The organism is Nocardia aurea (genome assembly GCF_003123685.1).
Taxonomy (GTDB): Bacteria; Actinomycetota; Actinomycetes; order Mycobacteriales; family Mycobacteriaceae; genus Nocardia; species Nocardia aurea.
Window position 1 is genome coordinate 794,765 of the sequence record NZ_QCYJ01000103.1, and the last position, 23,510, is coordinate 818,274.

Consider the following 23,510-nt stretch of genomic DNA (forward strand, 5'->3'; position numbering starts at 1 on the left):
GGACTGGTCGCAGGTGACCTACATCCCGGATGCGGGGGAGACGGAACGACCGCGGGTTTGGCCGACTGGTCTGCCGCGCACTATCTGATCTGACATTTCGGCGGGTGTCTCGCATGATCTTGGATTACATCACAACATACGATATGCTGAGTGATGTAATCCATCGAGACGCCCGCCCTTCACGTTTGGAGACCCCGATGTCGAGACCCGCATCCAACGCCCTGACAGTGGCCGGCGTTCTCGTGGACCGCGCATGAAGCCCCCGAAAGACAACCCGTTCAAGGGTGCGCCGTGCCTGTCGGAGTGGCATCGGAAATGGCGGCAGATGAAGGAGCATCGCGGGTCGTCCATGTGGGACTACCACATTGCCTCTGATCCGAGCCCGGACACGCGCCGCAGCCTCGCAACCACGCTATGCCAGGACCGTTGCCCCGCAGCCGCTTTCGCCGCCTGCAAAGCGCTGCACAAGGAGTTCGAGGAGCAGGACGGGCATCGGCCATCGGGGATTTGGGCGGGGGAGATCTACAGCGACAAGGTTCCGGTGCCGCCGAAACCGGACGAGGACGAACCGCTTTGGACGCGACGGGAAGTGGAGGACATGGCGGCATGACTACCAGGGATTGGCGGACGCACTCAACAAGCGTGCAGTGCCCTGCCTGCAATGCGGATGTCGGCGAACTGTGTCAGCCGCCTGCGTCGCGAGGGGTCGTCGTGCACTGGCCTCGCCGTGAAGCCGAACTGGCAGGTAATGGACGGAATCGAGGCGTGATATGAGCGTGCAAGTAGATGAGCGGGCGGAGTCGATCGGGCACCTCTCGTTCGAGATCGTCTGCGAATCGGATCGCCACGAGGGTGATCGGACGCGCGCGGATTGGTGGGTCTACTGCCATGGATGCGCCGAACGGCTCACCTGCAACACCTGCTATCAGCGGTGGCGAACGGAATGGGGCGAGGCGCGCGAAAGGCGTGGCTTCAACATTTGCGTCGGCTGTGATCAGCGATTCGATTCCGTCGACGAGGCGCATGTTGCACGCCCGCTGAGGCTTTCGTGACCGCCGCCTACAGCTTCGACATCCCCATCCTTCGCCCGCCGTTGACGTCGAATCAGCAGCGTGGCGCGCATTGGACGCGGGTGCGGGCTGCGCGGGAGGAAGTCGGGCAGTGGGTGCGCTTGGAGGGTGGCGGCGATCTGCCCCGCCTCGAACACTGTCACGTGACGATCACCTGGCATGCCCCGGACAGGCGCATCCGCGACGCTGGCTCACTCACCGCATTCGGCAAAGCCGTGATCGACGAACTGGTTGATCTCGGGGTGCTGACCAAGGACGACGCGAGATACGTCCTGTCCGAGACCTATTCCGTACGGCTCGCGTCCCATCCCGCGCGCATCACCATCACCCTCGAAACCGAAGACGAACCAGAAGCCTTGGAGGCAGCGGCATGAGGCCACCTGTTACAAACTCGGCGCTGACTGCGACGGCAATCCGCAAATGCGCAGTAGCCAGATGTGGCGAAAAGAACTATCTAAATGGTCGATGCACCCAGCATGCGTACCGCTCCAATTGGCCGTCGTCTTGGGATGAGATCCAGCGCAAGAATCGGCTGCAAGCCGAGATGGAACAGATGGCGATGAATGCCGACCATTTCACCACGAGAAGCCTAGACCTCGACCAACTCCCCGATCTCGGCCACTTTCGTACCGGAAATGCGCTCAACAAATTCGGCTACGTATACGCGCTAGAATTCTCAACCGGGGTTGTCAAGGTGGGCAGTACCACTAATCCGTACCAAAGAGTAAAGACGCACATGGGAAACGCGGGACCATTCAACGTTTCCATCGACGCGCTCTGGCTCTCTAAATTTCACGATAACTACAAAAGCAACGAAAAGTGGATACTCGGAGCCCTTGGGTCGCCCAGCCATGGCTGCGAGTACTTCACTGGTGTTCGATTCGATGCCGTCGTGGCGATGGCTGAAACCGCCCTCGTCTACCGACAGGGCCGAGCAATGGAGGCTGCGGCATGACCTCCCCGCTCGCCCCGAATCTCGATTGGCTGGAATCGGAAGCCCGCGCGGCAATAGACCGGCTCCAGAAGGTCCAGATGCCGCCGGGATTGTTGCTGGACATCGTCACATACGCCAAAGGGCAAGCGGCGTTGGTCGATCGCGTGCGCCTGGCCTTGGCTGATCATCCTCGCTGCGATGTCCACCCTGACGCCGACGAGGTTTCGTGCGGATGGAAACGCGCCGTGGCAGATGTGCAACACGCCCTCGAACATGGACAGGACATCATCAATGGCTGACCCGGTGGACCATCCCGCGCATTATTCGACTGGCCGCTTCACATGCGAGTGCATCGCGGTCACGCGACATATGACGTTCCTCGCTGGGAATGCGGTGAAATATTGCTGGCGTCACGCCGAGAAGAACGGCGTTGAAGACCTCCGCAAGGCTGCCGTCTATCTGCGGTGGGCTAGCGAAGACGGCGACAGGGCGGCTATTCAGGGCCGCAGCGGCAAGCTGGTGGGACTGACGAACCAGCATGTCGTGAAACCGCTCATGGAGACGCCCGGCCCGCACAGCCGCGCCTACCACGCCATCATCCGCATCTGCCTCCACAGCGACTTTCACGGCGCGCTGGAGGAAGTCGAGCAGGCCATTCGTGATCTGGAGGCGGCAGCATGACCGCGACCGCCCCACCCGAGTTCCGTTACCTGGAACGCGCCGAGCAGCTGATTCGCGCGCTCCCCGCCGACACGCAGTTCACGAACGCCGACATTTACGCCCGCATGCGCACCGCGGGCTGGCCGGACATGCAGGAGCCGCGCCGCTTCGGGCCACTGCTGCAACGCCTGCGCGCTGATGGGGTGATCGTGCGGGTGGGTGTGGACGCGTCGCCTGCGCGTTCGCATGGCGGGTTCGCGACCGTGTGGCGACGAGTGGAGGCGGCGTGAGCATGCAGTACGTGCGCGACTACTACAAGGTTCCCGCTAAACGTGGTGGGCGGGTTCGGTACACGGGCGACAAGGAACCGCGACTCGGGACGATCACCGCTGCCCGTGGTGGAGGTCTGCGCATCCGACTGGACGGCGACAAGTGGGCGATGCCGTTCCATCCGACCTGGGAACTCGAATACCTGGACGGTGCGGCATGAGCGACTACCTGATCCGTTGCCCGTACTGCGGTGCGGAATTCACTGCGTACCAGTGGAGTTGGCACGCCCCCGAATGCCCGTACAGCGATGGAGGCGACGCATGAGCAGGGAACCCGATTCGATCCCGAACCCGAACGGCTGCCATTGGTGCGGCGTGGACCGTGAGCAGCATTTACAGCGGTGGGCGCCCGGAATCGCCTGGCATATCTGGATCGAGCCGACCACCGAGCAGCGCGTGGACCGTTTGAAGGCGCGCCGGAATGCCTGAGCTGTGTGGCCGATGCGGGCGGCCGACGTTCCCGCACCCGTACCGACATCCCATCGAACCGAAGGAACCTGACGTGACCGTGCAGACATTGGCCGATCAGATCCGAGCGCAAGCCGCGATCAGCGACCGCCCCGGGCAGTTGGCCGAACTCGAACGGATCGCGGGCGAGGTGGAGTCGTTGCAGCGCAGCTGGGCGGCCGATGAACGGATCCTCGATCGTATCGAGCAGTCCAACAAGGCTCTCGGTGATGCCGTGACCCGCTTGAACCTTGCCGCACTGGATGCAACCGGGCTGCACGACATCATCGACAACGGCGACGGTGATTGGGCTGCCGTGTGGGAGAACGTCGCCGACCTGGGGGAGAAGGTGCGACGGCTGACGGCGGAACGGGATGCGGCGAACGACGAGGCCGAGCGCATCGCGAACGCGCATGAGCAGTGGAAGGCGTCCGTTGCCGACGACTATGCGCGGATCGCGGCCCGTCAGGTGCGCATGGAAGACCTGCGCGCGGCGATCCAGGCGAAGCATGACGAGGCGACCATCTGCGCCACCCAGCACGCCGTCACGGGCGAGTACAAGAACCCGAAGCGTGACGGATACGCGCGCGCCATGAGTGAAGTGCTGGCGTTGCTCGACGGCGAGGCGACGGCGTGAACCCCGACGAATTGGCCGCGATCCGCGACCACTACGACAACAACGACCAGGCCGACGAGATTGAGGCGGCATTCGACGCGGGAGCGGTCACCTATCACGACCCGCGCGACCCTGAAACGTTGATGCTCGACCTGACCGAGGAATGGCACGAAACCGAACTCGGACTCATCGACTATCAGCCGTTGCATGAATTCCTGGGCATGACCTGGGAGCAGTTCGGGCGATACGTCGAATGCCGGATGCCCGCCGATGAACTCGCCGAATGGGCGAAGGCGCGTCGGTCCGCGTGATGTTCGGTTAATTGCCCCTCTCCGTGCGGTGCGGAGAGGGGCAATTTGCTGAACGGGCGAATTTCGAGGTTGACGCGGGAAATAGGATTTAGTAACCGAACAATTCGAGGGGAATCGAATGGGCTCGCATCCGAGCGTTGACATTTTCTACGGCTACGACCTCGGCGGCATGGAGGACGGGCATTGGAACTCGACCGCGCCGCAATGGTGGCAAGACGCCGAAGATGATGAGGACGATTACGAAGCATGGGATAAGGCGCTCGCTCGTCGTCTCGGCTGGGAAGATTCGACGGGCGATAAGGCACGATATTCGCTCATGGCAAGCGTCCCGGTCGAAGTGGTCACTTACGGGTATTGCGAGGGCGACACCTATTGGTGCGTGCAGGTGAAAGCTTCGGTGCAAGACATTGACGGCGGCGACTGTGAACGACTCCGCGACCTGACCGTGAGGCCGGAATGGGCTGGGCAGCTCGCCGCATTCATGGGCCTGCTCGAACTCCCGGTGCCCGAAGGTCGACCGGGTTGGCACGTCAATTGCTCGTACGGATAGGGGACGCTATGACCACGCACGACGATATCGCGACAGCGATCGACGCCACCGCCCGCATCTTGGCCGACCGCGACATCCGGGCCGCCAATGAGCGCGCCGATAAGTGGATGGACGCGGGCCGGAAGTTCTGGGACATCCGAGACTGGTTGCGCGTGTGCGAGGACAGCCCGGAAGGTCACGCCGAGTTCTATCGGGAATGCGCCCGGATCGTGTTCGGGCCGGAAGAGGGGGAAGCGGCATGAGCGGGCCTAGCTACGAAGAACTTGCGGCGTTGCTCAACCCGAAGACTGTCGGGCAGGCGGAAGCGGAACGGCGGTTCATGCGCGATGCTTCCGCGATAATCAGTCAAATCCACGACATCAAGAAATGCATGAACGTCAACAACTTCACGATCGTTCTGCCGATCGGCGAATGGTCAGACATCAGCCACCTCTATCGCCCGATCGCCTTTCATGGTGCGCCGATTGTGTTCGCTGACGTACCGAAGGCGATGGTCGCGATGCCTGCGCGAATGAATGTCGGCCCGGTCGAATCGTGGGCTGACACGTCGCCAATCGACGCTTCCCCGCGCGGGCATGGTGAAGGCGTGTGGCTGCATTGACCGTCGCCGAGTTGATCGCGAAACTGTCCGAATTCCCTCCCGACTCGACGGTCATTGTCGAATACGAGGCGAACGACGGCAATTACGGCTGCTGGACCGAACAAGTTGAGGTCTTCAACGTTCGCGGCGGAAACCTCACGTCGCCTACTCCGCGACCGATGACGATCATTTACTGACGCGAATTCAAAGGTTGACCCCGCCGGTATTCTGTATTTAACGGAAAGGAGGCGGAATGCCTGAGGGAATTGATAGGGCACGACAGGTCGCATCATCGTTGAATCTGCGACACAATTTCGGCCGTCCGATGGATTCGGAGATCATGGCTGCGCAGTTGTTGGCGTCGATCGCGGTCCACGACCAGTTGATGGAGTTGGGGAAGAAACTCGACACATTGATCGGGGGCCGCGATGGATAGCCCGGAAGATGACGAGTTGGTGAGTGATGTCGGTGAGGAATGGGAACCTGATGGCCCGGATTGCGATTAGCGGTGCGCTCGTGGCTGCCGCTGCTATCGCGGGCGCTATTGGCGGGTGGCATTTTGTCGCTCGCATGGTGGCTGCATCAGCCGGGATTAACGACAGTAGCCCGGGCGATGAGTAAACGCACACAAATCCGCTTCCACTGCCTGTCGCACGGCTGCCTCATGTATGAAGGGCGACCGTTGACGGATAGCGAAATGGTGGCGGTGAGACGAGCGCACACCATCATCCATCGGCCATTGACGGTCGCGAATATCGAAGCGCATTGGGAGGCGTAGTGACCGACGAAGAGTTTCAGGGGTTTGTCGACATGGTGAAGGCGGGGCTGGAGGCGCAGCGTCGCGAGCTTCGACGCCTCTCCACGAAGGTAGATGGGCTGTCGCAGCCTGCGCCGACGGTCGTCTACAACATCGAACGTCGGGCATCGGAAGCTGAGACCGCGGCAGCCATTGAGAAGGTCGCGCAGGTCCGCGCGGTCAGCTACCCGTCGCGATGACGAAGACCTGCATGACGGTCGCGGCGGGATCGGCCCTCGCCTTTCTGGCCTGGTTCACGCTCGGCATCACACTGTGGCCGCATGAGTCGACCGTGCCTGCCTGGTTCGCGTGGACGCTGTGCGGGCTCGTCGTCATCTGCCTGCTCAGTGTCGGCGTCGGGCTTGTAGTCATGGCGGCGGGCGATCGTCCGAAAGTCATCGAGGTCCGTCCGGGCGACACCCTCATGCTGTCCGAGCCTGTCTGGTGGGTTGATATGCCGCCCGGGACGTACAGCGCCGAGGAGTTGGTGCGGCGGGCGGCCACGGAAGGGCACATAGGGCGCGGGCATACGACTGCCGCCTGGGTCGCCTCCACCGCATCCAGTGAAGGAGTTCGGCGAACAGGGGAGTGTCCGGGCGGGGATGCGTGCGAGTGCTGAATCAAGCTCTCGCCGACGAGTTCAACGAGGCGCTTGCACTCGGCGAGGTGCTGGGCGACTGGACACCCGACAACGCCTGCGATGTGGAGTATTCGCTGAGCGAGAACGAGAGCGGGTCGCACTGCTTCTCCAGCCTCGACGGCATCCACTGCAAGCACTGCGACGGATACCCGTTCGACTTTCAGCATTGGTGCACCGGGTGAGGCCCTGGCGCAGGAACCGCGAACACCGCACGAAACGGTCCGTCGCCGAAATCCTCGGCGGGGATCGCAGTCTCGACAACATCCTCGCCAACGCAGACGAACTCGCCGAACACTTCGAACACGACTTTGAGCCAGGAGAAGCAGATGAGTGAGCCCTACCCGATCGAAGAAGCCGCCGAAGCCGTGCGCGCCGAGCTGGTCCGCGCTCTCACCTTCGCGCGCGACGCTGGCACGGGCCTGTTCAAGTTCATCGTCTACCATCCCGACGGCTTGCGGTTGGTCGATGTCACGGGGCAAGTTTTCCGTGAAGACGTCAGCGGTCGGGAGCGCCTGGCATGGTTGCTCGCTCCCGCTGTGGAGCACCTTACGGAAGCGGCCCAGAAATGGGCCAGCGAGGACCAGGCGCGCGAGGTTGCCGAGTAATGCGCCTGCACCGCTACACCTGCGACCGCGCTGCGCAAGACCCGAGCGCCGACGTTTTCCACCACAAGAGCTGGTACGCCACTCTCTACGGTCGCAACGAGAAGCGCGAGGCGAGCATCCAGTTCGAGACGATCCTACGGAAGCCTCAACCGGAGTTCTCGGCCCGCCTCCACGTCGGCGGCACCTGGTCGGAAACCCCGTTTGACGGGCACCTCACCATCCTCGGCAGCGGCATCTACTGGGGCATCGGAGCAGGCGGCAAGCTCGCCGAACGCCTCACGCGCGAGGAACGGCACAAGTACGAAGGCCGCGACCTGCAAGTAGCGATCCACGACGGCAGTCTGTGGCTGAAAGTCTGGACCCACGACGGGCATTGGGAGCGAGGCGAGTTCGCCGAGTGGCGTGACCGATCCTTCAAACTCAACCCGCTCGATGTCCTGTTCGGTGAACGGCGCTACTGGCACGAGGATGTCGAGTCCGCGGAGACAGTGTTGCGGATGCCCGAAGCCGACTATCCGGCCACTGTGAAGTTGCAGCGGCGGACGTTCGGGCGGCCGAAAGCGAAGAAGCGGGTCGAATCGTGGGTGGCCGACGTCGACGTGCCAAAAGGGGTTCCGAGCCGTCTCGACCTGTCCGGCTGGAAAGGTGACCGCACCTACGGCTACGGCGTGACGTTGCAGGAGCGCCGCAAGGACTGGGCGTTGGACGCGCAGGCAGCGGCAGAGGCATGGGTGTTGAAACAGCGGGCGGCGAGCGGATTCCGTTCGCCTGATCCCGTTGATGAGGTGGAGGTGTCTCGTGAATGAGTTGGTTGCTGGCGCGCATCGCGGATTCGATGATGCTGTGCGCGCGTTGATCGGGCGTCGGGCTGAAACGATCGTGCGCGGCGATGAGACGGGCACGGTTTTCCTCGACAGCCTGTATTCGGAGCTGGTGGAGGCACGCCATCACGGGCAGCGTTCGGAGCATTCGACGGGTGTCAGCTACAAAAGCAAACCGCCCGTATGGATCGACGCGTCCTCGCTGCTGCACCAAATCGACCGCACCGTAGCGACCTGGTGGCGGACCCGACCTGACGCCGCCGACCTGTCTGTCACAGTGACGCGACTGCAACTACTGGTCGACTACCGGTGGGCGCCCGACGACGTTGCCGCACTCCAACGCATGACCCACATCATTCACGGATGGGTCGGCAGCATTCACACGCTGCTCGGGTATGCGCCCGCCGTGAAAGAACTCACGGTGCCATGCCCTGCCTGCGGTGAAACGTACGTGGTCGCCGATAGCGCGGGGGAGCAGACGCGACGGTACGCGCTGCAACTCACCACCATCGGCGCGGGCTGTGCAGCGTGCGGGGAGACGTGGGAGCCCGCGGAATACGTCACCCTCGCGGCATTGATCGGGGCGGCGACACCAGACGGAATTGTGAAGGAGGCGGCGTGAGCGGCGCAAGGGTTTTCGTGTTCGTCAACGGCGATGCCATTCGGCTCCAGTTGGAGCCCGCGCAAGGCGGGGTGATCTCTGCTGACCTCGATGCGAAGGAAGCGTATTGGCTGGGGAGCGCGCTGATTGCCCGCACGGACGGCAACACGGTCCACGAACCCAAGGAGGCGGCGTGAGCATCGAGGCATTCATTGAGGCGCGATTGGCAGAGGATGAGCGGATCGCGCTTGACGGCGGCGAGCGTTCGCCGAACTGGTGGACCTCCAAGGACTTCGGTGGTGTCGGTGGCGGCAGGGTAGTTCACCCCGACCCCAACGACCTCGAATGGATTGCATGCCGCCACACGATCGTCTATGGCGAGGGTTATCCGCTGGAGGCGGAGGCGGAGCATATCGCTCGCCACGATCCGGCGCGGGTGCTGCGGCAGGCGACTGCCATCCGGCACGTCGTCGAACGCCTGGCCGTGCTGCAAGAGGACCTGGAGAACGAATTTGGCAGCATCTTGAAGCCTCACCATGCCGAGGCGGTGCGGGACAACCTCGGCCCGATCGCCGCTATCTGGTCCGACCATCCCGATTTCAATCAGGAGTGGACAGCATGAGCGCGCTCGACCCGGAAGAAGCCCTCGTCATGAGCGGCGCGGAGTTGAAAGAGATTGCGCGGGAAGCGTTCGAGGCAGGCTCACAAAGCCAAATCGACGCCTACTGGACGTCGGAATGGACCGACTTCGATGAGTGGTTCGATGGACTGGAATGGGACGAGGCGTGATGAAACCCGTGGTCTACGTGCTCGAATCTCATGGCGACGGCGAAGAATCCGCAGACCTCGAAGGCATCTTCACCAGCATCGAAAAGGCCCAAGCGTACATGGACGCCTTTCTGGGCCGCGCCCTCGACTGGAAGACGACCGACTGGGGATGGTCCGCGCACGTCGTGCACCCGCTCGGCCCTGGCTGTGACTACCACTCCGTCGACGCCTACTACATCCGCGCGCACACGGTCGACCCAGAACCGGGAGATGACGATGAGTGACGACACCGGATGCGAAGTGCTCGTGGTGACCGACCTCGACACCGCGCACGCCATCCGCAACGCGCTCCACCGATGCGGCTGCACCTTCGAGGAGTTAGCCGACATGCATCGCGTCGGCCAATACGCGACCATCCGACACCGCCTCGCATGGGTCGCGATCGGAGCGCACTACGACGAACGCGAGTACTTCGCGGGACTGTTGGAGGGAAACGAATGAACGGCATCATCCTGCACCTTCCCGAACGGTCCACCGACCGCATCAGCGAAGACCTCCGAACGCTCACCGAAGCCATCTGCGACCTGACGGGCGAAGATGGTGGGGGCGGACTGGGCGGCAGATATGGGTACGGCATCGAGCACGAGACAGACGTCTTCGCCATGTTCCCGTTCTGGTGGGACGACTGCACCTGCGGATGGGAAACCGTCGAAAGCGATTGGGTCGACGCCCACCCGCACGCTGACGACTGCTACCAGACCGAGTTTCAACGACGCACCACAGGCACAGGCACCGGGCTCGACTACGCCGACTTCGCGCGCGAATGGGGCCTGCCCGAACAAGGCTCCGCATACCACTGCACCTGCCCGCGCGGAGCCGCCCATCAGGCATGGCGGTCCGACAACCCACACCCCGCCACCTGCCCTGTCGTGCGCCCCAACTTCCGGTACAAACCGACTGGGGCAACCGTCGAGTGGTACAAGTACATCGGGCGCGACATGGAGGTCAAGGGGGAGTTGCCCGTCGACTTCCTCGCCCACTGCCTTGCGTCGCTCACGGAGTCGCAGTGACCGCGTTCGAGGATCTGCACCCGCTCGTCGTCGCGCTGGTCGGCGACGTCCACGCGAACGCCCAACGTATGCGGGCCGCGATCCGATACGCGAAGACGCATGGAGCACAGGCCGTCATCCAACTTGGCGATTTCGCGTACGACATGCGCGAGAACTTCGACGGGTCACCGAACTTCCTCGATGAGGTGGCCGAAGCGGCGGCCGACTACGACATGCCCGTTGCGTGGATCGACGGCAACCATGACAACCACGTCGCGCTGCAAGCCCTCGTCGCCGAGCATGGACACGTCCCGATCCCGATCCGCCCGAACGTCTACTACCTCCCGCGCGGATACCGCTGGACTTGGACGGGCGTCTCATTCCTGGCATTGGGTGGCGCACACAGTGTTGACCGACCTTGGCGCACCCCGCACGTCGAATGGTGGCCTGGGGAGACGATCGGCGCGGGGGATGCGTTGCGGGCGTGCGAGGGTGGGCGGGCTGACGTGATGCTCTGCCATGACGTACCTGCTGGTGTACGCATTCCGTCGATCGAAGGCAACCCGTACGGCTTCCAGGCGCGCGAGTTGGAGGCCGCGGAACGGAATCGGCGGGTACTGCGCGAGGTCGTCTCCGTTGTCCGCCCCAAACGACTGTTCGCCGGCCACTATCACTGCCGCCTGTCGGCCGAACTCGTGGCCCGCAACCATCGCACGCAGGTCGACATCCTCGACGCCGACTTCGCGCCGATCGGAGACAACGTGGTCGTCGTAGACTTGGCTGCATTGCGTTAGAACAGTTGCGTGATGATGTAATCTAGATGCATGATCCGTATCGACCAACTTGTTGAGCCACGCTTGCTCTCCGACATGCTCGAACAGGGCTACATCCGAGAGCGGCGACACCCCGTCTACCCGTACCGAATCCTCAACTACACCGAAACCGCAGCGTACGAGGGCATCTGGAATGCGGCGACAACCCAATGCCGTGGCCTGGTCATCGACGATCAGGGCTATGTGGTTGCGCGACCGTTCACCAAGTTCCACAACCACACCGAGCATGACGGGCAGAAGTTCCCCGCGCTCGACCTCGGCGCACCCGTCAAGGTGTTCGACAAACTCGACGGTTCACTCGGCATCCTCGCGCCCAAGCCTGACGGTAGCGGTCACATCATCGCCACGCGAGGCAGCTTCGAAAGCGAACAGGCCGAATGGGCTACCCGCTTCTATGACGAGCACTACGCCGATGACCCGATCTGGCAGCCCGAACCAGGCCACACCTATCTCTTCGAGATCATCTACGGAGACAACCGTATCGTCGTCGACTACGACTTCGAAGACCTGGTGTTGCTCGGCGGCAGGAGCATTGACACCGGGGCAACGTTCGCGCCCTCGGCCTCGACCTATCCCGGTCGGGTGGCACGCACATTCGATGCTGCGACCCTGCGCGACGCGCTCGCCCTCCCGCCGCGACCGAACGCGGAAGGAATCGTCGTCCAGTTCGACAACGGGCAGCTCGTGAAGATCAAGCAGGCCGACTACCTGCGCCTCCACAAGCTCGTGACCGGACTGAACGCCCGCGCCGTATGGGAGCACATGTCAGCAGGCGGCACATTCGAAGACCTGATCGGCGACATCCCCGACGAATTCCACGGCTGGGTAACGCAGGTATGGGACGACCTGTGGACCGCCTACGACGACATCGACGGCCGAGCCAGCCATAACTTCCTCCTGGCCGTCGCCCGCCTCGAACGCGAATCCGAGACCCGCACGCGCAAGGAATTCGCAGCCCTGGTCGCCGATCTTCCCAACGACTTGAAGCCGCTCATGTTCCTGCTGTGGGACGACGACAAAGTGCGTGTCGACGCGGCGATCTGGAAGCGACTTCGCCCCGAAGGTGACACCCGCATGTGGAATCAGGACTCCTGATGTTCAAATCCCTCTACATCCCGGGCCTCGGCTGGTCGGTCGACGTGCACACCCGCTACCCGGCCGACGGTCCATGCTGGGGACATGCCCGCGGTCGATGCCGTGAACACGTCTGGTGGATGCCGCTCGGACCATGGACGCTCACGTTCAACGGGTGCGGGCAGTCGTACGCGAAACTCGTCGGATTCAACCTGCCCATCGGCTGGATCCTGGACGAATTCGACGCCAGCTTCGATTCTCTCGCCATCGCATCGCTGCGCTATCACCTCGGCTACTCGTGCGCGAACAACGAGGCGTACCGCGAGGAATGGGAAGCCCTCATCGCGCGCCTCTCCGAACGGCACGCCAGGTTCACCGAGGACGAGATGGCAGTCATCCATCCGAGCGGTGCGCGGTTCCGACTCGACGGCGCTGAGAGGCACGCAGCATTCGCGGCCTACCGAGAGCGTGAAGACGCCCGGGAAGCCCGAATCCAGCAGGCCCGCCACGACTTCATCGACACCCTCCCGAAGCTTTGGAGCTGAAATGACACACGACATCTGGCGTTCGGTCCGCGAATGGCAATCAGCCGCCGACGTGGTGCAACGCGACGAACCCGGTTGGGTCGCACCCGCCGACATCAACCTCGCCATCCGACTCATCAACGAGGAACGCAACGAACTCGCCACCGCCCTACGCGCACGCGACATGATCGAGGTTGCTGATGGCATCGCAGACAGTCTTTGGGTGCGTGCGGGACTCCTGCTGCGACTCGGGTTGGCACGTGAACACATCGACCTCATCGTGCCCGCACCCGGACGGCCGACGTGGGAAAACCTGCCACCCGCGGGCGCCGAAACATGGATCGGCGAACTCGAAACCACCGACCGCGAGTTGAGGGCCGCGATCCGCGCAGGCAGCCCCGAAGCGGTCGACATGCTCGGGCATCGGGGCATGTATCAACTGCTGTCGCTCACCGTGCTGCTGCAACTGCCGCTGGATCGGATCTGGCATGCCGTGGCCGTGTCGAACGCCTCGAAGCTGGTTGACGGCAGGGTGATCCGCGACGAGGGCGGCAAGATCCAGAAGGGGCCGAACTTCTCGCCGCCCGACCTCGCCAGCATCCTCGCGCCACCGGAGGCGGCATGAACGCCACCGCCACGAGAGAACTCCGCTGGACAATCCGAGCCAGCTTCGACCTGCGCGGTGCGGTGAAACGGCAGCTGAGGGCCTTCTGCTGGAACAACGCATTCGACATCGACATCGAGGAGGAGCGCGGCTGGTTCGCGTCAATGCTGCTCATCCGCATCGTCGTTCCGGTCAGTGAAGCCAAGCATGTCGAATGGGCCGTGAGCCGATGGCTTGAGGAGAGTCGGCGGTGACCCGCTACGGCCCGCACCTCCTGTCGCCTTGGCTGCGTGACGGCTACATCGGCGAATGCTCATGCGGCAAACGGTCATTCGAGAGCAGGAAAGCCGCGAAACTGTACGGTCGCCGCGAATACCCGGGCAAACGGTTGCAGGCGTATCGGTGCCGTAAGAACCGCGCAGGTGCGTGGCATGTCGGCCACGTGGCCGTCGAAGTCGCATCTGGCGAGGTGCCGAAAAGCCTGTTCTACGGACCGAAAGGTGTCGGCAGAGTGCGGCAAAAGCAAGGAACCAGGATGAATCCGAAAACAGGGAGAGTGGCGGCGTGACCGACGAGCAGGTAGAGGCTTCCCGCGAAAAGTGGTGCAACGCCTATGCGGACGCGATCCGGACGGGCGACACCGTCACCACCTTCGATGAAGCCGAAGCGTGGCGGCACAACCGTGCCCGCGACCGCCCGAACGCTGTTTGGGCTACAGGCGTACTCGCCGAACAAGTGCGGTCGCGCCTCGTCGGCGACGTAGGCATGCCCGTTCGCTTCTGTGAAGCCTACGACCTCGCCCGCAAACAGCTCGTAGTGACGTTCGACTGTGGCATCCCGGGCGTCTGGCTCAAAGACATCTCGTTCCCGATCAATTTCCTCGGCACTGATGGACTCGACGACATAGAAGCCGTCCGCGCATGGGTCGAAGGCCGTGAACCGATGATCCAAGCCGACTTTCCTCGGCGCGACGAGGAGAAGCGGGCCATCCGCATCACCTTGGCCGAAGCGTTCACTGCCGCTGCGGAGAACGCTGGCGTCGACCTGTGGCAGTCGATCGAGGATGGGATTTGCCCGGATCGCTGGGCGTGGGCAGAGTCAGGGTTCGCTTGCCCACCAAAAGGCATGTACGCCATGTGGAAGCATGCCGTCGACCTCATCTTGCCGATCATCGGCGTAGACCGGTCGGAGTTCGAGGACGAGTATCACCTGTACTACTGCTGGGGGCTGGAACCGCTGAGCGCATGGAAGAACAAGCCGCGCGAGGAAGTGCAGGCGATCCTGCGGCAGGCGATCAAAGCGGCGGCCTAGGGCAATTTCGGCCCGCAAGTGGCGCAAATCACAAGGGATTTGTTCCCGCAGGTAGTAGCCCCTATTTATGTCATAAAGCGGTCCCTGAGTGACATAAATAGGGGTGGCGACTAGACGTCGACCTGGGGAAATGCTCAAATTGAGGCGATGCTTTATGCCCAGAGGCGGTTTTCCGCTTCAGGACTGAAGGAATCACGCGGACCCCGCGCCCGGGAATGTGGGGTCTAGCTGTCGCTGTAGAGCCTTCCGCCACCTCACGGTGGGCCGCCCTCTACGGCAATTTGAGCCTCGGGACTCGCGGGCTTCGGCCTCCCCCCGAGGACATGTGATGGCGTCTCCTGTAGCTCAATGGGATAGAGCCCCGCGACGGCGGTGACCCGGATTCGAGTTCCGGCAGGAGAGCAAAGCGCAGCCTAGCTAGTTGCGCTGGTGGTGACAGAGTGTGTGGCGTGTGCGAATCGGGCCACAATGTGTGCGACTTACGGGATCTCAACGGGCGAGTGCCTGAGGGGAAGCCTTAGCGGGCGGAAACCGATGCTTAGCGGCCGGGTCGTAGCTTCGGGACTAATCATACTTACGATTCATGCCCCGATCGGAGAGCTGGTAACTCTCCCCACCGCTTAACTTCGCTGATCTCTTCGCGGAGAGGCCGGAAGTGTCTCAACGGAAGTCGTCGGACGGCGAGGCTGTTGGGGTGCGAAAGTGTTGCGGCACCACGGGATGCCGAGCAGTGGGATTCAAAGCCCACCAGTCCCGAGTGGTCAACTATTAACTCTGAGTTAGTAGTTGATCACTCGGGGCGACCACTGGACGGTTGGTCCGCAGGACGTATGCGCCTGCGGGCCGCCGTCGCATGAGCGGGAGTTTCCAGTGTCTCCCGAAAAAAACTGGCGGCTGACCCTCGATATGGGGAAGGGCGCGATTTCGCGATAGCGCCTGACGGAGTTGAGCCACTTCGACATCAAACGGCTCCATTGCGGCATGGGGGAGTTGGTATCCCGTCGGTTTCATATGCCGAAGTCGCGGGTCCGATTCCCGCTGCCGCCACAATCGTTCGGCCCGCCCCGGCAACTCGGGAGCGGGCCGGATTTAGCTACACCACCCTCTGCCTCTGGCGGCGGGCTTAACTCTCCGGATGGATGTTCCGGATCCCATCAATGAGGAGCATCCATGCAGAACATCACCATCGGCCGCTACAAGCCCAGCGAAGGCAACATCACCAAGGTCCACTATGACGGCGACGGCGAAGTCAGCCGCGAGGTAGTGCACTCGTATGCGGGTTGGGTTGAGGGCGTACGCGAAGACGGCTCGTCCTGGATTCTTTGGCTGGACGAGGACGCCTCCCCGGTTGCGTTCTATGGCCGCCGCGAAGCGGATGGCGCCGTGATCGGCGAACCGATCGAACTCGCCTGATCTGCCGCAGTTAGTCATGGCCGCCCGTCCACTCCCGCACCAGGGAGGGGCGGGCGGTTCTCATTCCCCACTCTGCCAGGAGAAGCAAATGCGGTTCGGCGAGTTGGAAGTCTCGGTTGTGCCACCCGAGGGCAACAGGTACCTCCGCTGGGCCAAACCGGGGCAAGTCTTGATTTGTGATGGTGCTGACCTGCTGCTCGATCTAGATGAAGCTATCGAGCTGCGGGATGACCTCATTCGGGCGATCGAGTGGGGACAGACGCAGTGATGGCGCGGATGCTAGGCAAAACTGGCGGTCGCCCCACCGTCTACGGGCTTCGGACCGGTCAAATGAAGAAATGCTTCGGATGCTGGGACGGTTGCGGCTACCAGCCTGATAAGCAGACGCAACGCCGCCGCGAGAACCGTGCCGTCGCCAACTGGCGCACCGAGTACGAGGATCCGCCCGAGGTCGAGCATCGCGCCTGCCCGAAAGGCGGGGTCGACTGCGGATGCCGCCACTACACCGCCGACGAACTGAACTGGCTGGAGACGCGATGACCGAGACCGACCCCGCCACACCCGACGGCTACTGCACGCCCGACTTTCATCCCACGGTTCCCGGCTTGGACTGGTTCATCGAGGGCCAACGGTTCCGCGAGGTCGGCCGCACCCCGAACGCAAACGGCGCGACGATCCACCTCGCGCCCGCCAATACTCCGCCCCCATTCAACTAGGAGCCCCGTTGACGTTCACCGTCTACGCCACCACCTACAACGACGATCTCGCGGCGATCTACACCGTGCCCGAGGAAGCCGTCGCCACCATCGACACCTATTCGGCGGGCACGAAAACCTACCTCGCGGGCGAGATCGCCATCACCGCCGACGCCTACGCCGACTACATCACCGTCACTGCTGGCGGTGACCGTTTCGCGCTGATGGAAGACGGCATCACGTTCGTTCGTGTCATCGGTGACACGACCACGCTGACGGGCGCGAAGCTCATCCTGAAGCAGTCGTGGGACATCGTGTGGCCCAATGGTGAAGGCGGCCCGCCCGTTCCATTGGCCCTGGTCGAACCATCCCCGCCAATGAGCCCCTTCGATTGGTTCTTCGACGAGATCGATCGGGCGCTCCTCGAATACAACGCAAGCTAACCGCCCTACGTGCGGTGCGACCTCGATGAGGTAACGCAAATAGAGGTAGTGGCGGTGCTGCCCAGAGAACGCCTACCGCAACCCTTTCCGCCACACCCTCGTGCCCCATTCGCTCAGGGGCCGCCCCAACGGGCCGTAGGGATCTCGTGGCGGGGCCGCTGGCAGCCGATGTGCGCCGCGGCTGCCCCGCCGACCGGTTTCGCTACCTCGGGAGTCGGCGGGGCACAGCTTCCCACAACTTCATAACGCCAGGAGGCGTCATGTCCCTCAACTCCTGCGCACGAACCGCACTCGTCTGCGTGATCGCGCTCGGCCCTCTCGTCTTCGCTTCCGGGCATGCTGTCGCTGACGGCCCCGACTGTCGCCCGTTGGTGATCGGTGTCGGCGGCAACGGTGAACGCGCCAACACCAATTTCGGGCGGCCGACGATCGTCGGTGACATGCTCGAAGCCGAAGCGGCACAAGGCAACCGGGTCGAAGCGCTCGACTACAAATCCTCGGTGTGGCCTACCGGTCCGTACACGAAGGACGAGTCTGTCAACGATGGCCGCGCACGCCTGCAAGCCCGTGTCGCCGCCTATCGCGAGGAATGCCCCGGCGGACACGTCAAAGTCATCGGGCACAGTCTGGGCGCCGAATTCGCGGACCAGGCGGGCGCTGACGAGGTAGTGACGTTCGGCGATCCGCGGCGTCCTGGCGGCATCTATGACGCGCTTCCAGGCATCATCCCGGGCATCTCCTCGCCTGGCCCGCGCGATCCTGCCTCGAATGTGACGACCGTCTGCCACGAGTTCGATGCGATCTGCGATTCCCCCGCGCCCTGGTCCGATCCTGCGAAGTTCGTTCAGGGCTGGGCTGGCTATGCGCTCGGCTGGCATTACTACGCGCCGGACGAGGCCGATGGACTGCCGCCCGGTGACTATCTGGTGGATCGTCCCGCACCTATCCCGTGGCTGCCCGAATCGACACCGACAGGCATCCCGGACGCACCCACCGCGCCGCTGCCGACATGGGAGCCCGGACCGCTGCCGTCGTTCGAACTGCTCGACCCCGGACCGTATCGGCCCACACCGCTGTCGGCGTGGATCCCGGATGAGGTTGAAGCGTTCCTGCCGCCCGAGGTCAACAACTTCGTTCCACCTCCGCTGCCCGCGATCCCGCCGATTGGATGACGATGACCGACACTGGCTCGATTGGTTGGCGGGATTACCTTCCTCATGACTGGAATCTGTGGGCGACGATCGACGTCCGTGCGATGGCCGAACTGACTGGCCGTCCGGTGACCGAAGTTCTGGTTCTGACCCACGAGCAGTACACAGAACGGCTCAAGAGTTTCGACGGCGTAACTTGGTTCGCTGCACGTGAACTCGTCGCGTCCAAGATCCTCGAAGCGGCACAGGAAAGTCTGGCAAAGACGAAGGCGGCTGTGAATGCCGCCTGACGTCACTCTCTACTCCAGCCCTGGTTGCCAGCCCTGCAAGGCGACAGCCCGCAAGCTCGACCAGCTCGGCATCGCGCACGCACGCATCGACGTCACCGAGGATCCTGATGCGCTCGCCTACATCAAAGGGCTCGGCTACACAGCAGCGCCCGTTGTCGTCGCAGGCGAAGACCATTGGACCGGATTCCGGCTCACCAAGATCGAAGCGTTAGCGGCTTCCATGCGGCCCCAGGTCGACGAATAACCCCCACAACATCGGAGGCCAAATGAAATTCCGACTCAGCCTGTGGCCTCCAAAGCTCGAACTCGAAACCCAACAGATCGAACAGGTTTCGACCATCGACCTCATGGCCGCCATGCTGCAAACCATGTCGCAGATACCGTTCTTCCAGGCCGTCATGATCGCGGAGGCAGAGGGCGAAGAATGATCACCACGTTCCGTGCCCGAATCCGGGCGTGGCATCTGTGGCTGATCGTCGGCACCGTCGTGGCCGTAGCCGAAGAGATCGCACCGACGGGCCAGTTGCTCAGCGAAGGCGTCGATCGGGCCATCGAACGGCACCCGATCCTTGTGCGGGCGGCGATCATCATCACCGCCCTGCACCTCGTCAACTGGCTACCCGCCCGCGTCGACCCGCTGGCTCACATCCCGGGCGCTCGAAAGCGACTCGACATAACGGTTCACCGCCTGGTTCGCACCCTGCCTCGATAGGCCCGCAGCGACCGCCAAAACCTCCCACGTGAACGGCTTCCCCGTGCACGGATCGACCACCTCCCGTAGGCGCGCGATCTCCGCGCCACGCCCAGCCTGCACCTCCGCGTCCATCTGCGCATAGAAGTGCAAATGACGCAACAACTCGTCCCGAGCTTCCATGCCACCAGCGTACACCGAGTTACATCGCACCGGTTGGTATGCGACGTAAAATGATCACGGCGAGTTCGCTTCCACGCGCACGGCAAGACGCACATCTCTTGCCCCACCTCGGACACCTCCGAGCAGTGGCCCACACCCGGCTCGCCCAGGCGGCAGCCGCGACCCCCACCCGAACGCGCACGGCCAGGAGCCGCCGCAGTTCCTGGAGGCACCCCATGCCACGACGCACACCCGTACCCATCTCCACCCAAGTCGAAACGCAGCAACGCCGCGCCTTCGTCCTCGCCGAACGGCTCGCAGGCAAAACGCAGCAGCAGATCGCGGACGAACACGACTTCTCCAAACAAAACGTGAGCCGCTGGATCAAAGAGGCTGTTGCAGGCATCACCCGCGAGAATGCCGAGGAATATCTCAGCCTCGAACTCAACCGGCTCGACGCCATGCACGCAGCCATCTGGCGCAAAATCGTCGACCCCGAAAACGACGAAGAACGCAAAGCCCAAACGTGGCTGATCGACCGGGCACTCGCCATCATGGACCAGCGCGCACGACTCACAGGCACCTACAAGGCCGCCGAACTGCGTGCCATCGCCGAAGCCAAGGGCGGCGTCGCTTCCGAAACGGTGTCGATGATCGGCAGCTTCTTCGGCAAGCTCGAAGAACTCGTTGCCGCCGACACGCTCACCAACGGCATCGAAGCCGCAACCGACCCCGAAGACATCGGCGACGAAGAGTGATACTCGACAACCTTCCGTTGTCGCGCAAACAAATCGTCTCCATCGTCGAATCCCGACGCTACCGAGTGTCGATCTGGTCGGGCGCCGTCCGCTCCGGGAAGACGATCGCGAGCATCCTGGCGTTCTACGACGCCATCGTGAACGCCCCCGACAGTGGCCTGATCCTGATCTGCGGTCGCACACTCCAAACGATCGAACGCAACATTCTGGAGCCGATGCAAGACCCGGCAGTGTTCGGGGCGTGGGCGAGCGAAGTGCATCACACGCGCGGCTCCAACGTCGCTGTGATCCTCGGCCGCACCGTGCATTTGATCGGTGCCAGCGATGTGCGCGCGGAAGGCAAACTCCGCGGCCTCACTGCCTGCCTCGCCCTCGTGGACGAAGCGACGCTACTGCCGGAATCGTTCTGGACACAGCTGCTCGCCCGCCTGTCGGTGCCTGGTGCGCGATGCTTGGCGACAACCAACCCCGACAACCCCGCGCACTACCTGAAGGTCAACTTCATCGACCGTGCGGGCGAACGCGATATGCGTTTGCGCGCATGGGACTTCACCCTCGACGACAACCCGAGCCTGTCCGCTGAATACGTTGCCGCGATCAAAGCCGAGTTCACCGGCCTGTTCTACCTGCGCAACATCCTCGGCCGCTGGGTCGCCGCAGACGGCGCAGTCTTCGACATGTGGGATCCCGACGTGCACGTCATCAAATGGGATGACCTGCCCGCTATGCGCTGGATATTGGGTGTGGGCGTCGACCACGGCACTACCAACCCGACACACGCGGTTATGGTGGGCCACGGCATCGACGACGTCCTGTACTGCATGGACGAATGGCGATACAAGGCCAACAACCGCGAAGCCCGCTGGACCAACGTGCAGTTGTCGAACGGGTTGCGCGGCTGGCTGGCCGGCGCGCATCATCCCAGCCAGGATCCCGACAGCCCCGACCCGTTCCGCGGGTACGTGATTGTTGACCAGTCCGCCGCCGACTTCCGAGTGCAGCTGCAACAGGACGGGTTGACCACCCATTCGGCGAAAAAAGAAGTGCTGTACGGGATTCGGACGATGACGGCGCTGATGGCTGCCGGGAATCTGAAGTTCACGGACCGCTGCCCGGAGTTGCTGAAGGAAATCCCGGGTTATGTCTGGGATACGAAGGCGACCGAGAAGGGCAAGGACGAGCCGATCAAGCTGAACGATCACGGCATCGACTCGACTCGCTACCTTCTGGCAACTACTGAGCGTAAATGGCGCAGGCAAGTGAAACTCGCCGGATATTCAACACCCGAACTCACGGCAGCATAGAAACATTGACGAATTTGGAGATTGACGCACTCGATAAGATCTAGTAAAGCGATCGAGAATATCGGAGGCGTCAATGTCCCTCGCAGATGACTTGCAAACCCACTACGAGCAGCAAACAGTTGCGAAGCAGTGTGGCACAGGCGTGTGGTTCGCGAGCCAAAGCGAACGCGACGCCAATGCATTCGCCGAATTCCTTGCGCGAGGCGGTGCTGTATCGCATCTGCATCAACTCGCCGTCAAAAACGGGTGCCCGATCGCTGAAACGCAATTCCGGCGACACTGCCGAAAACGATGCTCCTGCTACCGACTGGAGAACGCAGCGTGAGCCTCGCAGACGATCTCGCAGCACAGCCGACCGCGGTCGAAACGCAGCATCGTCCCCGCACCGAATACGACGGGCGGTCCGGTGGCTTCATCCAGACCGGCGCGCTCCCCGAGGAGCCTTCGTCGTTCACGGAGCTGCTGGAGCAGTTCGGCTACGATCCCGACGAAGTGCAGATCGTCGGCGCGCCCAGGATCTCTCGCTGGCAAACACAATCGGGGGACTGGCTCGCGGCCTACCGCTTCCGGATCGAACCGAAAGCCCCCGCGTCGATAGTCGATGACCTGCTATCTCGAATCGATCAGTGGACGACACACCAGCCCGTCGCGGCTGTTGGCCCGCACGTGTTCAACCTTCAGTGCAGCGATTTACAGATTGCCAAGGTAGACAACGGCGGCACCGACACCATCGTCGAGAAGTTCCTCGAAACCGTCGACCGCGCCGTGACCGAATATCGAGCGCTGTCCTCCCGTGGACTCGCTGGCGTGCACATCATGTTCCCGGGTGACTGCATCGAGGGAAACCAGAGCCAAAACGGCGCGAACTGGTGGCGCACAGAACATCCCGTCACCACTCAAACGCGGATCCTACGCCGCCTCATGCTGCACACCGTCGAGCAGTTCGCACCGCTGACCGATCAGGTGTGGATGTCGACCGTGAACGGAAACCACGATCAGGCGCAACGGTTTCAAACGACCAACCCCGGCGACGGCTGGGCCACCGAGTGCGCCATCAGTGTCGCCGACGCCCTGAAGATGAACGCCGCCGCTTTCGGGCATGTCACGGTCGAAGTGCCCGATCCCGAGCAAGGCTTCATGACGGTTGCCCGCGGCGACACCATTTTCACGATCGCCCACGGGCATCAATGGAAGGGCGGCGCCACCGCGCGCCATAGTCACGCCTTCTCATGGTGGTCGGATCAAGCCTTTCATCAGCAGAACCCCGCAGGTGCGCACGTGTTGGCGCATGGGCATTACCACACCTGGGCTGTCGAGACCGCGAAGGCTCGAACCCGGATCTGCTCACCAACTTTCGACGGCGGCTCGAACTACTACAGAGACCTGACCGGCGCTGAAGCGAAGCGCGGCGGACTCATCTACCTGACTCGCGGCGGCGAGGTGTCGAACCTCTCGCTCGTGTAAACAACCTTCATAGGGG

The 23,510-nt window shown here is 62.9% G+C and carries 46 protein-coding genes and 1 tRNA gene; all 47 read left to right on the forward strand.

Annotation, left to right across the window (positions count from 1 at the left end):
* Positions 1-253 precede the first annotated feature (253 nt).
* The 47 genes from DAT37_RS24915 to DAT37_RS25135 all read left to right on the forward strand — a co-directional run bounded on the left by DAT37_RS24915 (position 254) and on the right by DAT37_RS25135 (position 23,494).
* Positions 254-610, forward strand: coding sequence for a hypothetical protein (locus tag DAT37_RS24915; protein WP_157978658.1), 357 nt, complete (start codon positions 254-256; stop codon positions 608-610).
* A 438-nt stretch (positions 611-1,048) separates the two neighbouring features.
* Positions 1,049-1,444, forward strand: a complete 396-nt coding sequence (locus tag DAT37_RS24925; RefSeq protein ID WP_109527214.1) for a hypothetical protein — start codon at positions 1,049-1,051, stop codon at positions 1,442-1,444.
* The gene (locus DAT37_RS24930) at positions 1,441-2,025 is read left to right on the forward strand and encodes a GIY-YIG nuclease family protein (protein WP_157978659.1); all 585 of its coding nucleotides are present in this window, start codon (positions 1,441-1,443) and stop codon (positions 2,023-2,025) included. Before DAT37_RS24925 ends, DAT37_RS24930 begins: the two co-directional genes overlap by 4 nt.
* Positions 2,022-2,303, forward strand: a complete 282-nt coding sequence (locus DAT37_RS24935; protein WP_109527216.1) for a hypothetical protein — start codon at positions 2,022-2,024, stop codon at positions 2,301-2,303. The genes DAT37_RS24930 and DAT37_RS24935 overlap by 4 nt, the downstream gene beginning before the upstream one ends.
* Positions 2,296-2,685 (forward strand): DUF3310 domain-containing protein, encoded by a 390-nt coding sequence (locus tag DAT37_RS24940; RefSeq protein ID WP_109527217.1) that lies wholly within the window; start codon positions 2,296-2,298, stop codon positions 2,683-2,685. The genes DAT37_RS24935 and DAT37_RS24940 overlap by 8 nt, the downstream gene beginning before the upstream one ends.
* Positions 2,682-2,954, forward strand: a complete 273-nt coding sequence (locus DAT37_RS24945; protein WP_109527218.1) for a hypothetical protein — start codon at positions 2,682-2,684, stop codon at positions 2,952-2,954. The genes DAT37_RS24940 and DAT37_RS24945 overlap by 4 nt, the downstream gene beginning before the upstream one ends.
* On the forward strand, positions 2,951-3,154 hold the full coding sequence (locus tag DAT37_RS24950) for a hypothetical protein (protein WP_109527219.1): 204 nt from the start codon (positions 2,951-2,953) through the stop codon (positions 3,152-3,154). The genes DAT37_RS24945 and DAT37_RS24950 overlap by 4 nt, the downstream gene beginning before the upstream one ends.
* Before the next feature lie 100 nt (positions 3,155-3,254).
* Positions 3,255-3,422: a hypothetical protein gene (locus tag DAT37_RS44980; RefSeq protein ID WP_198654405.1), complete on the forward strand. Its 168-nt coding sequence runs from the start codon at positions 3,255-3,257 to the stop codon at positions 3,420-3,422.
* A 73-nt stretch (positions 3,423-3,495) separates the two neighbouring features.
* Positions 3,496-4,077, forward strand: coding sequence for a hypothetical protein (locus DAT37_RS24955; RefSeq protein WP_109527220.1), 582 nt, complete (start codon positions 3,496-3,498; stop codon positions 4,075-4,077).
* Complete coding sequence (locus tag DAT37_RS24960) at positions 4,074-4,367, forward strand: hypothetical protein (RefSeq protein ID WP_109527221.1); 294 nt, start codon at positions 4,074-4,076, stop codon at positions 4,365-4,367. Before DAT37_RS24955 ends, DAT37_RS24960 begins: the two co-directional genes overlap by 4 nt.
* A gap of 118 nt (positions 4,368-4,485) precedes the next feature.
* Positions 4,486-4,917, forward strand: a complete 432-nt coding sequence (locus tag DAT37_RS24965) for a hypothetical protein (protein ID WP_109527222.1) — start codon at positions 4,486-4,488, stop codon at positions 4,915-4,917.
* Positions 4,918-4,925: 8 nt separating this feature from the next.
* Complete coding sequence (locus tag DAT37_RS24970) at positions 4,926-5,159, forward strand: hypothetical protein (RefSeq protein WP_109527223.1); 234 nt, start codon at positions 4,926-4,928, stop codon at positions 5,157-5,159.
* The gene (locus tag DAT37_RS24975) at positions 5,156-5,518 is read left to right on the forward strand and encodes a hypothetical protein (RefSeq protein ID WP_157978660.1); all 363 of its coding nucleotides are present in this window, start codon (positions 5,156-5,158) and stop codon (positions 5,516-5,518) included. The genes DAT37_RS24970 and DAT37_RS24975 overlap by 4 nt, the downstream gene beginning before the upstream one ends.
* The gene (locus DAT37_RS24980; protein WP_109527225.1) at positions 5,506-5,694 is read left to right on the forward strand and encodes a hypothetical protein; all 189 of its coding nucleotides are present in this window, start codon (positions 5,506-5,508) and stop codon (positions 5,692-5,694) included. The genes DAT37_RS24975 and DAT37_RS24980 overlap by 13 nt, the downstream gene beginning before the upstream one ends.
* A gap of 580 nt (positions 5,695-6,274) precedes the next feature.
* On the forward strand, positions 6,275-6,493 hold the full coding sequence (locus DAT37_RS24985; RefSeq protein ID WP_109527226.1) for a hypothetical protein: 219 nt from the start codon (positions 6,275-6,277) through the stop codon (positions 6,491-6,493).
* Entirely contained in the window at positions 6,490-6,912 is a 423-nt protein-coding gene (locus DAT37_RS24990; RefSeq protein WP_109527227.1) for a hypothetical protein, read from the forward strand. Before DAT37_RS24985 ends, DAT37_RS24990 begins: the two co-directional genes overlap by 4 nt.
* Positions 6,906-7,115 (forward strand): hypothetical protein, encoded by a 210-nt coding sequence (locus tag DAT37_RS24995; RefSeq protein WP_109527228.1) that lies wholly within the window; start codon positions 6,906-6,908, stop codon positions 7,113-7,115. Before DAT37_RS24990 ends, DAT37_RS24995 begins: the two co-directional genes overlap by 7 nt.
* A 144-nt stretch (positions 7,116-7,259) precedes the next feature.
* Positions 7,260-7,538: a hypothetical protein gene (locus tag DAT37_RS25000; RefSeq protein WP_109527229.1), complete on the forward strand. Its 279-nt coding sequence runs from the start codon at positions 7,260-7,262 to the stop codon at positions 7,536-7,538.
* Positions 7,538-8,344, forward strand: a complete 807-nt coding sequence (locus DAT37_RS25005) for a hypothetical protein (RefSeq protein WP_109527230.1) — start codon at positions 7,538-7,540, stop codon at positions 8,342-8,344. Before DAT37_RS25000 ends, DAT37_RS25005 begins: the two co-directional genes overlap by 1 nt.
* Positions 8,319-8,981, forward strand: coding sequence for a DUF7341 domain-containing protein (locus DAT37_RS25010; RefSeq protein ID WP_456320124.1), 663 nt, complete (start codon positions 8,319-8,321; stop codon positions 8,979-8,981). Before DAT37_RS25005 ends, DAT37_RS25010 begins: the two co-directional genes overlap by 26 nt.
* Positions 8,978-9,157, forward strand: a complete 180-nt coding sequence (locus tag DAT37_RS25015) for a hypothetical protein (RefSeq protein WP_109527232.1) — start codon at positions 8,978-8,980, stop codon at positions 9,155-9,157. The genes DAT37_RS25010 and DAT37_RS25015 overlap by 4 nt, the downstream gene beginning before the upstream one ends.
* Positions 9,154-9,582, forward strand: a complete 429-nt coding sequence (locus tag DAT37_RS25020) for a DUF6221 family protein (RefSeq protein ID WP_109527233.1) — start codon at positions 9,154-9,156, stop codon at positions 9,580-9,582. Before DAT37_RS25015 ends, DAT37_RS25020 begins: the two co-directional genes overlap by 4 nt.
* The gene (locus tag DAT37_RS25025) at positions 9,579-9,749 is read left to right on the forward strand and encodes a hypothetical protein (protein ID WP_157978661.1); all 171 of its coding nucleotides are present in this window, start codon (positions 9,579-9,581) and stop codon (positions 9,747-9,749) included. Before DAT37_RS25020 ends, DAT37_RS25025 begins: the two co-directional genes overlap by 4 nt.
* Positions 9,749-10,012, forward strand: a complete 264-nt coding sequence (locus DAT37_RS25030; protein WP_109527235.1) for a hypothetical protein — start codon at positions 9,749-9,751, stop codon at positions 10,010-10,012. The genes DAT37_RS25025 and DAT37_RS25030 overlap by 1 nt, the downstream gene beginning before the upstream one ends.
* A complete protein-coding gene (locus DAT37_RS25035) occupies positions 10,005-10,229 on the forward strand; it encodes a hypothetical protein (protein ID WP_109527236.1) in 225 nt (74 codons plus the stop codon). The genes DAT37_RS25030 and DAT37_RS25035 overlap by 8 nt, the downstream gene beginning before the upstream one ends.
* Positions 10,226-10,798, forward strand: a complete 573-nt coding sequence (locus DAT37_RS44255; protein ID WP_157978662.1) for a hypothetical protein — start codon at positions 10,226-10,228, stop codon at positions 10,796-10,798. Before DAT37_RS25035 ends, DAT37_RS44255 begins: the two co-directional genes overlap by 4 nt.
* Positions 10,795-11,571 carry a metallophosphoesterase family protein gene (locus DAT37_RS25040; protein WP_157978663.1) on the forward strand — a complete coding sequence of 259 codons (777 nt, stop codon included), beginning with the start codon at positions 10,795-10,797 and terminating at the stop codon, positions 11,569-11,571. The genes DAT37_RS44255 and DAT37_RS25040 overlap by 4 nt, the downstream gene beginning before the upstream one ends.
* A 30-nt stretch (positions 11,572-11,601) precedes the next feature.
* Positions 11,602-12,705: an RNA ligase gene (locus tag DAT37_RS25045; protein WP_109527238.1), complete on the forward strand. Its 1,104-nt coding sequence runs from the start codon at positions 11,602-11,604 to the stop codon at positions 12,703-12,705.
* Entirely contained in the window at positions 12,687-13,229 is a 543-nt protein-coding gene (locus tag DAT37_RS25050; protein WP_157978664.1) for a hypothetical protein, read from the forward strand. The genes DAT37_RS25045 and DAT37_RS25050 overlap by 19 nt, the downstream gene beginning before the upstream one ends.
* A gap of 1 nt (position 13,230) precedes the next feature.
* Positions 13,231-13,833, forward strand: coding sequence for a nucleoside triphosphate pyrophosphohydrolase family protein (locus DAT37_RS25055; RefSeq protein WP_109527240.1), 603 nt, complete (start codon positions 13,231-13,233; stop codon positions 13,831-13,833).
* On the forward strand, positions 13,830-14,066 hold the full coding sequence (locus tag DAT37_RS25060) for a hypothetical protein (protein WP_109527241.1): 237 nt from the start codon (positions 13,830-13,832) through the stop codon (positions 14,064-14,066). The genes DAT37_RS25055 and DAT37_RS25060 overlap by 4 nt, the downstream gene beginning before the upstream one ends.
* Positions 14,063-14,380 (forward strand): hypothetical protein, encoded by a 318-nt coding sequence (locus DAT37_RS44260; protein WP_157978665.1) that lies wholly within the window; start codon positions 14,063-14,065, stop codon positions 14,378-14,380. The genes DAT37_RS25060 and DAT37_RS44260 overlap by 4 nt, the downstream gene beginning before the upstream one ends.
* Positions 14,377-15,123: a hypothetical protein gene (locus DAT37_RS25065; protein ID WP_109527242.1), complete on the forward strand. Its 747-nt coding sequence runs from the start codon at positions 14,377-14,379 to the stop codon at positions 15,121-15,123. The genes DAT37_RS44260 and DAT37_RS25065 overlap by 4 nt, the downstream gene beginning before the upstream one ends.
* Positions 15,124-16,098: 975 nt before the next feature.
* A tRNA-Met gene (locus tag DAT37_RS25070) sits at positions 16,099-16,170 on the forward strand.
* A 123-nt stretch (positions 16,171-16,293) separates the two neighbouring features.
* Positions 16,294-16,536, forward strand: coding sequence for a hypothetical protein (locus DAT37_RS25075; RefSeq protein WP_109527243.1), 243 nt, complete (start codon positions 16,294-16,296; stop codon positions 16,534-16,536).
* A gap of 88 nt (positions 16,537-16,624) precedes the next feature.
* Positions 16,625-16,804 (forward strand): hypothetical protein, encoded by a 180-nt coding sequence (locus DAT37_RS25080; RefSeq protein WP_157978666.1) that lies wholly within the window; start codon positions 16,625-16,627, stop codon positions 16,802-16,804.
* 62 nt (positions 16,805-16,866) lie between these two features.
* Positions 16,867-17,076, forward strand: coding sequence for a hypothetical protein (locus DAT37_RS25085; RefSeq protein WP_109527245.1), 210 nt, complete (start codon positions 16,867-16,869; stop codon positions 17,074-17,076).
* Complete coding sequence (locus tag DAT37_RS25090) at positions 17,073-17,252, forward strand: hypothetical protein (RefSeq protein WP_109527246.1); 180 nt, start codon at positions 17,073-17,075, stop codon at positions 17,250-17,252. Before DAT37_RS25085 ends, DAT37_RS25090 begins: the two co-directional genes overlap by 4 nt.
* Positions 17,253-17,260: 8 nt before the next feature.
* Positions 17,261-17,674 (forward strand): hypothetical protein, encoded by a 414-nt coding sequence (locus tag DAT37_RS25095; protein ID WP_109527247.1) that lies wholly within the window; start codon positions 17,261-17,263, stop codon positions 17,672-17,674.
* Positions 17,675-18,045: 371 nt separating this feature from the next.
* Positions 18,046-18,846, forward strand: a complete 801-nt coding sequence (locus DAT37_RS25100) for a cutinase family protein (RefSeq protein ID WP_232839986.1) — start codon at positions 18,046-18,048, stop codon at positions 18,844-18,846.
* Positions 18,843-19,115 carry a hypothetical protein gene (locus tag DAT37_RS25105; RefSeq protein WP_109527249.1) on the forward strand — a complete coding sequence of 91 codons (273 nt, stop codon included), beginning with the start codon at positions 18,843-18,845 and terminating at the stop codon, positions 19,113-19,115. The genes DAT37_RS25100 and DAT37_RS25105 overlap by 4 nt, the downstream gene beginning before the upstream one ends.
* Positions 19,105-19,359 (forward strand): glutaredoxin family protein, encoded by a 255-nt coding sequence (locus DAT37_RS25110; RefSeq protein ID WP_109527250.1) that lies wholly within the window; start codon positions 19,105-19,107, stop codon positions 19,357-19,359. The genes DAT37_RS25105 and DAT37_RS25110 overlap by 11 nt, the downstream gene beginning before the upstream one ends.
* A 22-nt stretch (positions 19,360-19,381) precedes the next feature.
* The gene (locus DAT37_RS44265; RefSeq protein ID WP_157978668.1) at positions 19,382-19,543 is read left to right on the forward strand and encodes a hypothetical protein; all 162 of its coding nucleotides are present in this window, start codon (positions 19,382-19,384) and stop codon (positions 19,541-19,543) included.
* Positions 19,540-19,827, forward strand: a complete 288-nt coding sequence (locus DAT37_RS25115) for a DUF7427 family protein (protein WP_109527251.1) — start codon at positions 19,540-19,542, stop codon at positions 19,825-19,827. The genes DAT37_RS44265 and DAT37_RS25115 overlap by 4 nt, the downstream gene beginning before the upstream one ends.
* Positions 19,828-20,204: 377 nt before the next feature.
* Positions 20,205-20,726, forward strand: coding sequence for a helix-turn-helix domain-containing protein (locus DAT37_RS25120; RefSeq protein ID WP_109527252.1), 522 nt, complete (start codon positions 20,205-20,207; stop codon positions 20,724-20,726).
* 17 nt (positions 20,727-20,743) lie between these two features.
* Positions 20,744-22,030 carry a PBSX family phage terminase large subunit gene (locus DAT37_RS25125; protein ID WP_232839973.1) on the forward strand — a complete coding sequence of 429 codons (1,287 nt, stop codon included), beginning with the start codon at positions 20,744-20,746 and terminating at the stop codon, positions 22,028-22,030.
* A 321-nt stretch (positions 22,031-22,351) separates the two neighbouring features.
* Complete coding sequence (locus tag DAT37_RS25135; protein ID WP_109527254.1) at positions 22,352-23,494, forward strand: hypothetical protein; 1,143 nt, start codon at positions 22,352-22,354, stop codon at positions 23,492-23,494.
* The last annotated feature ends 16 nt before the right edge of the window (positions 23,495-23,510 follow it).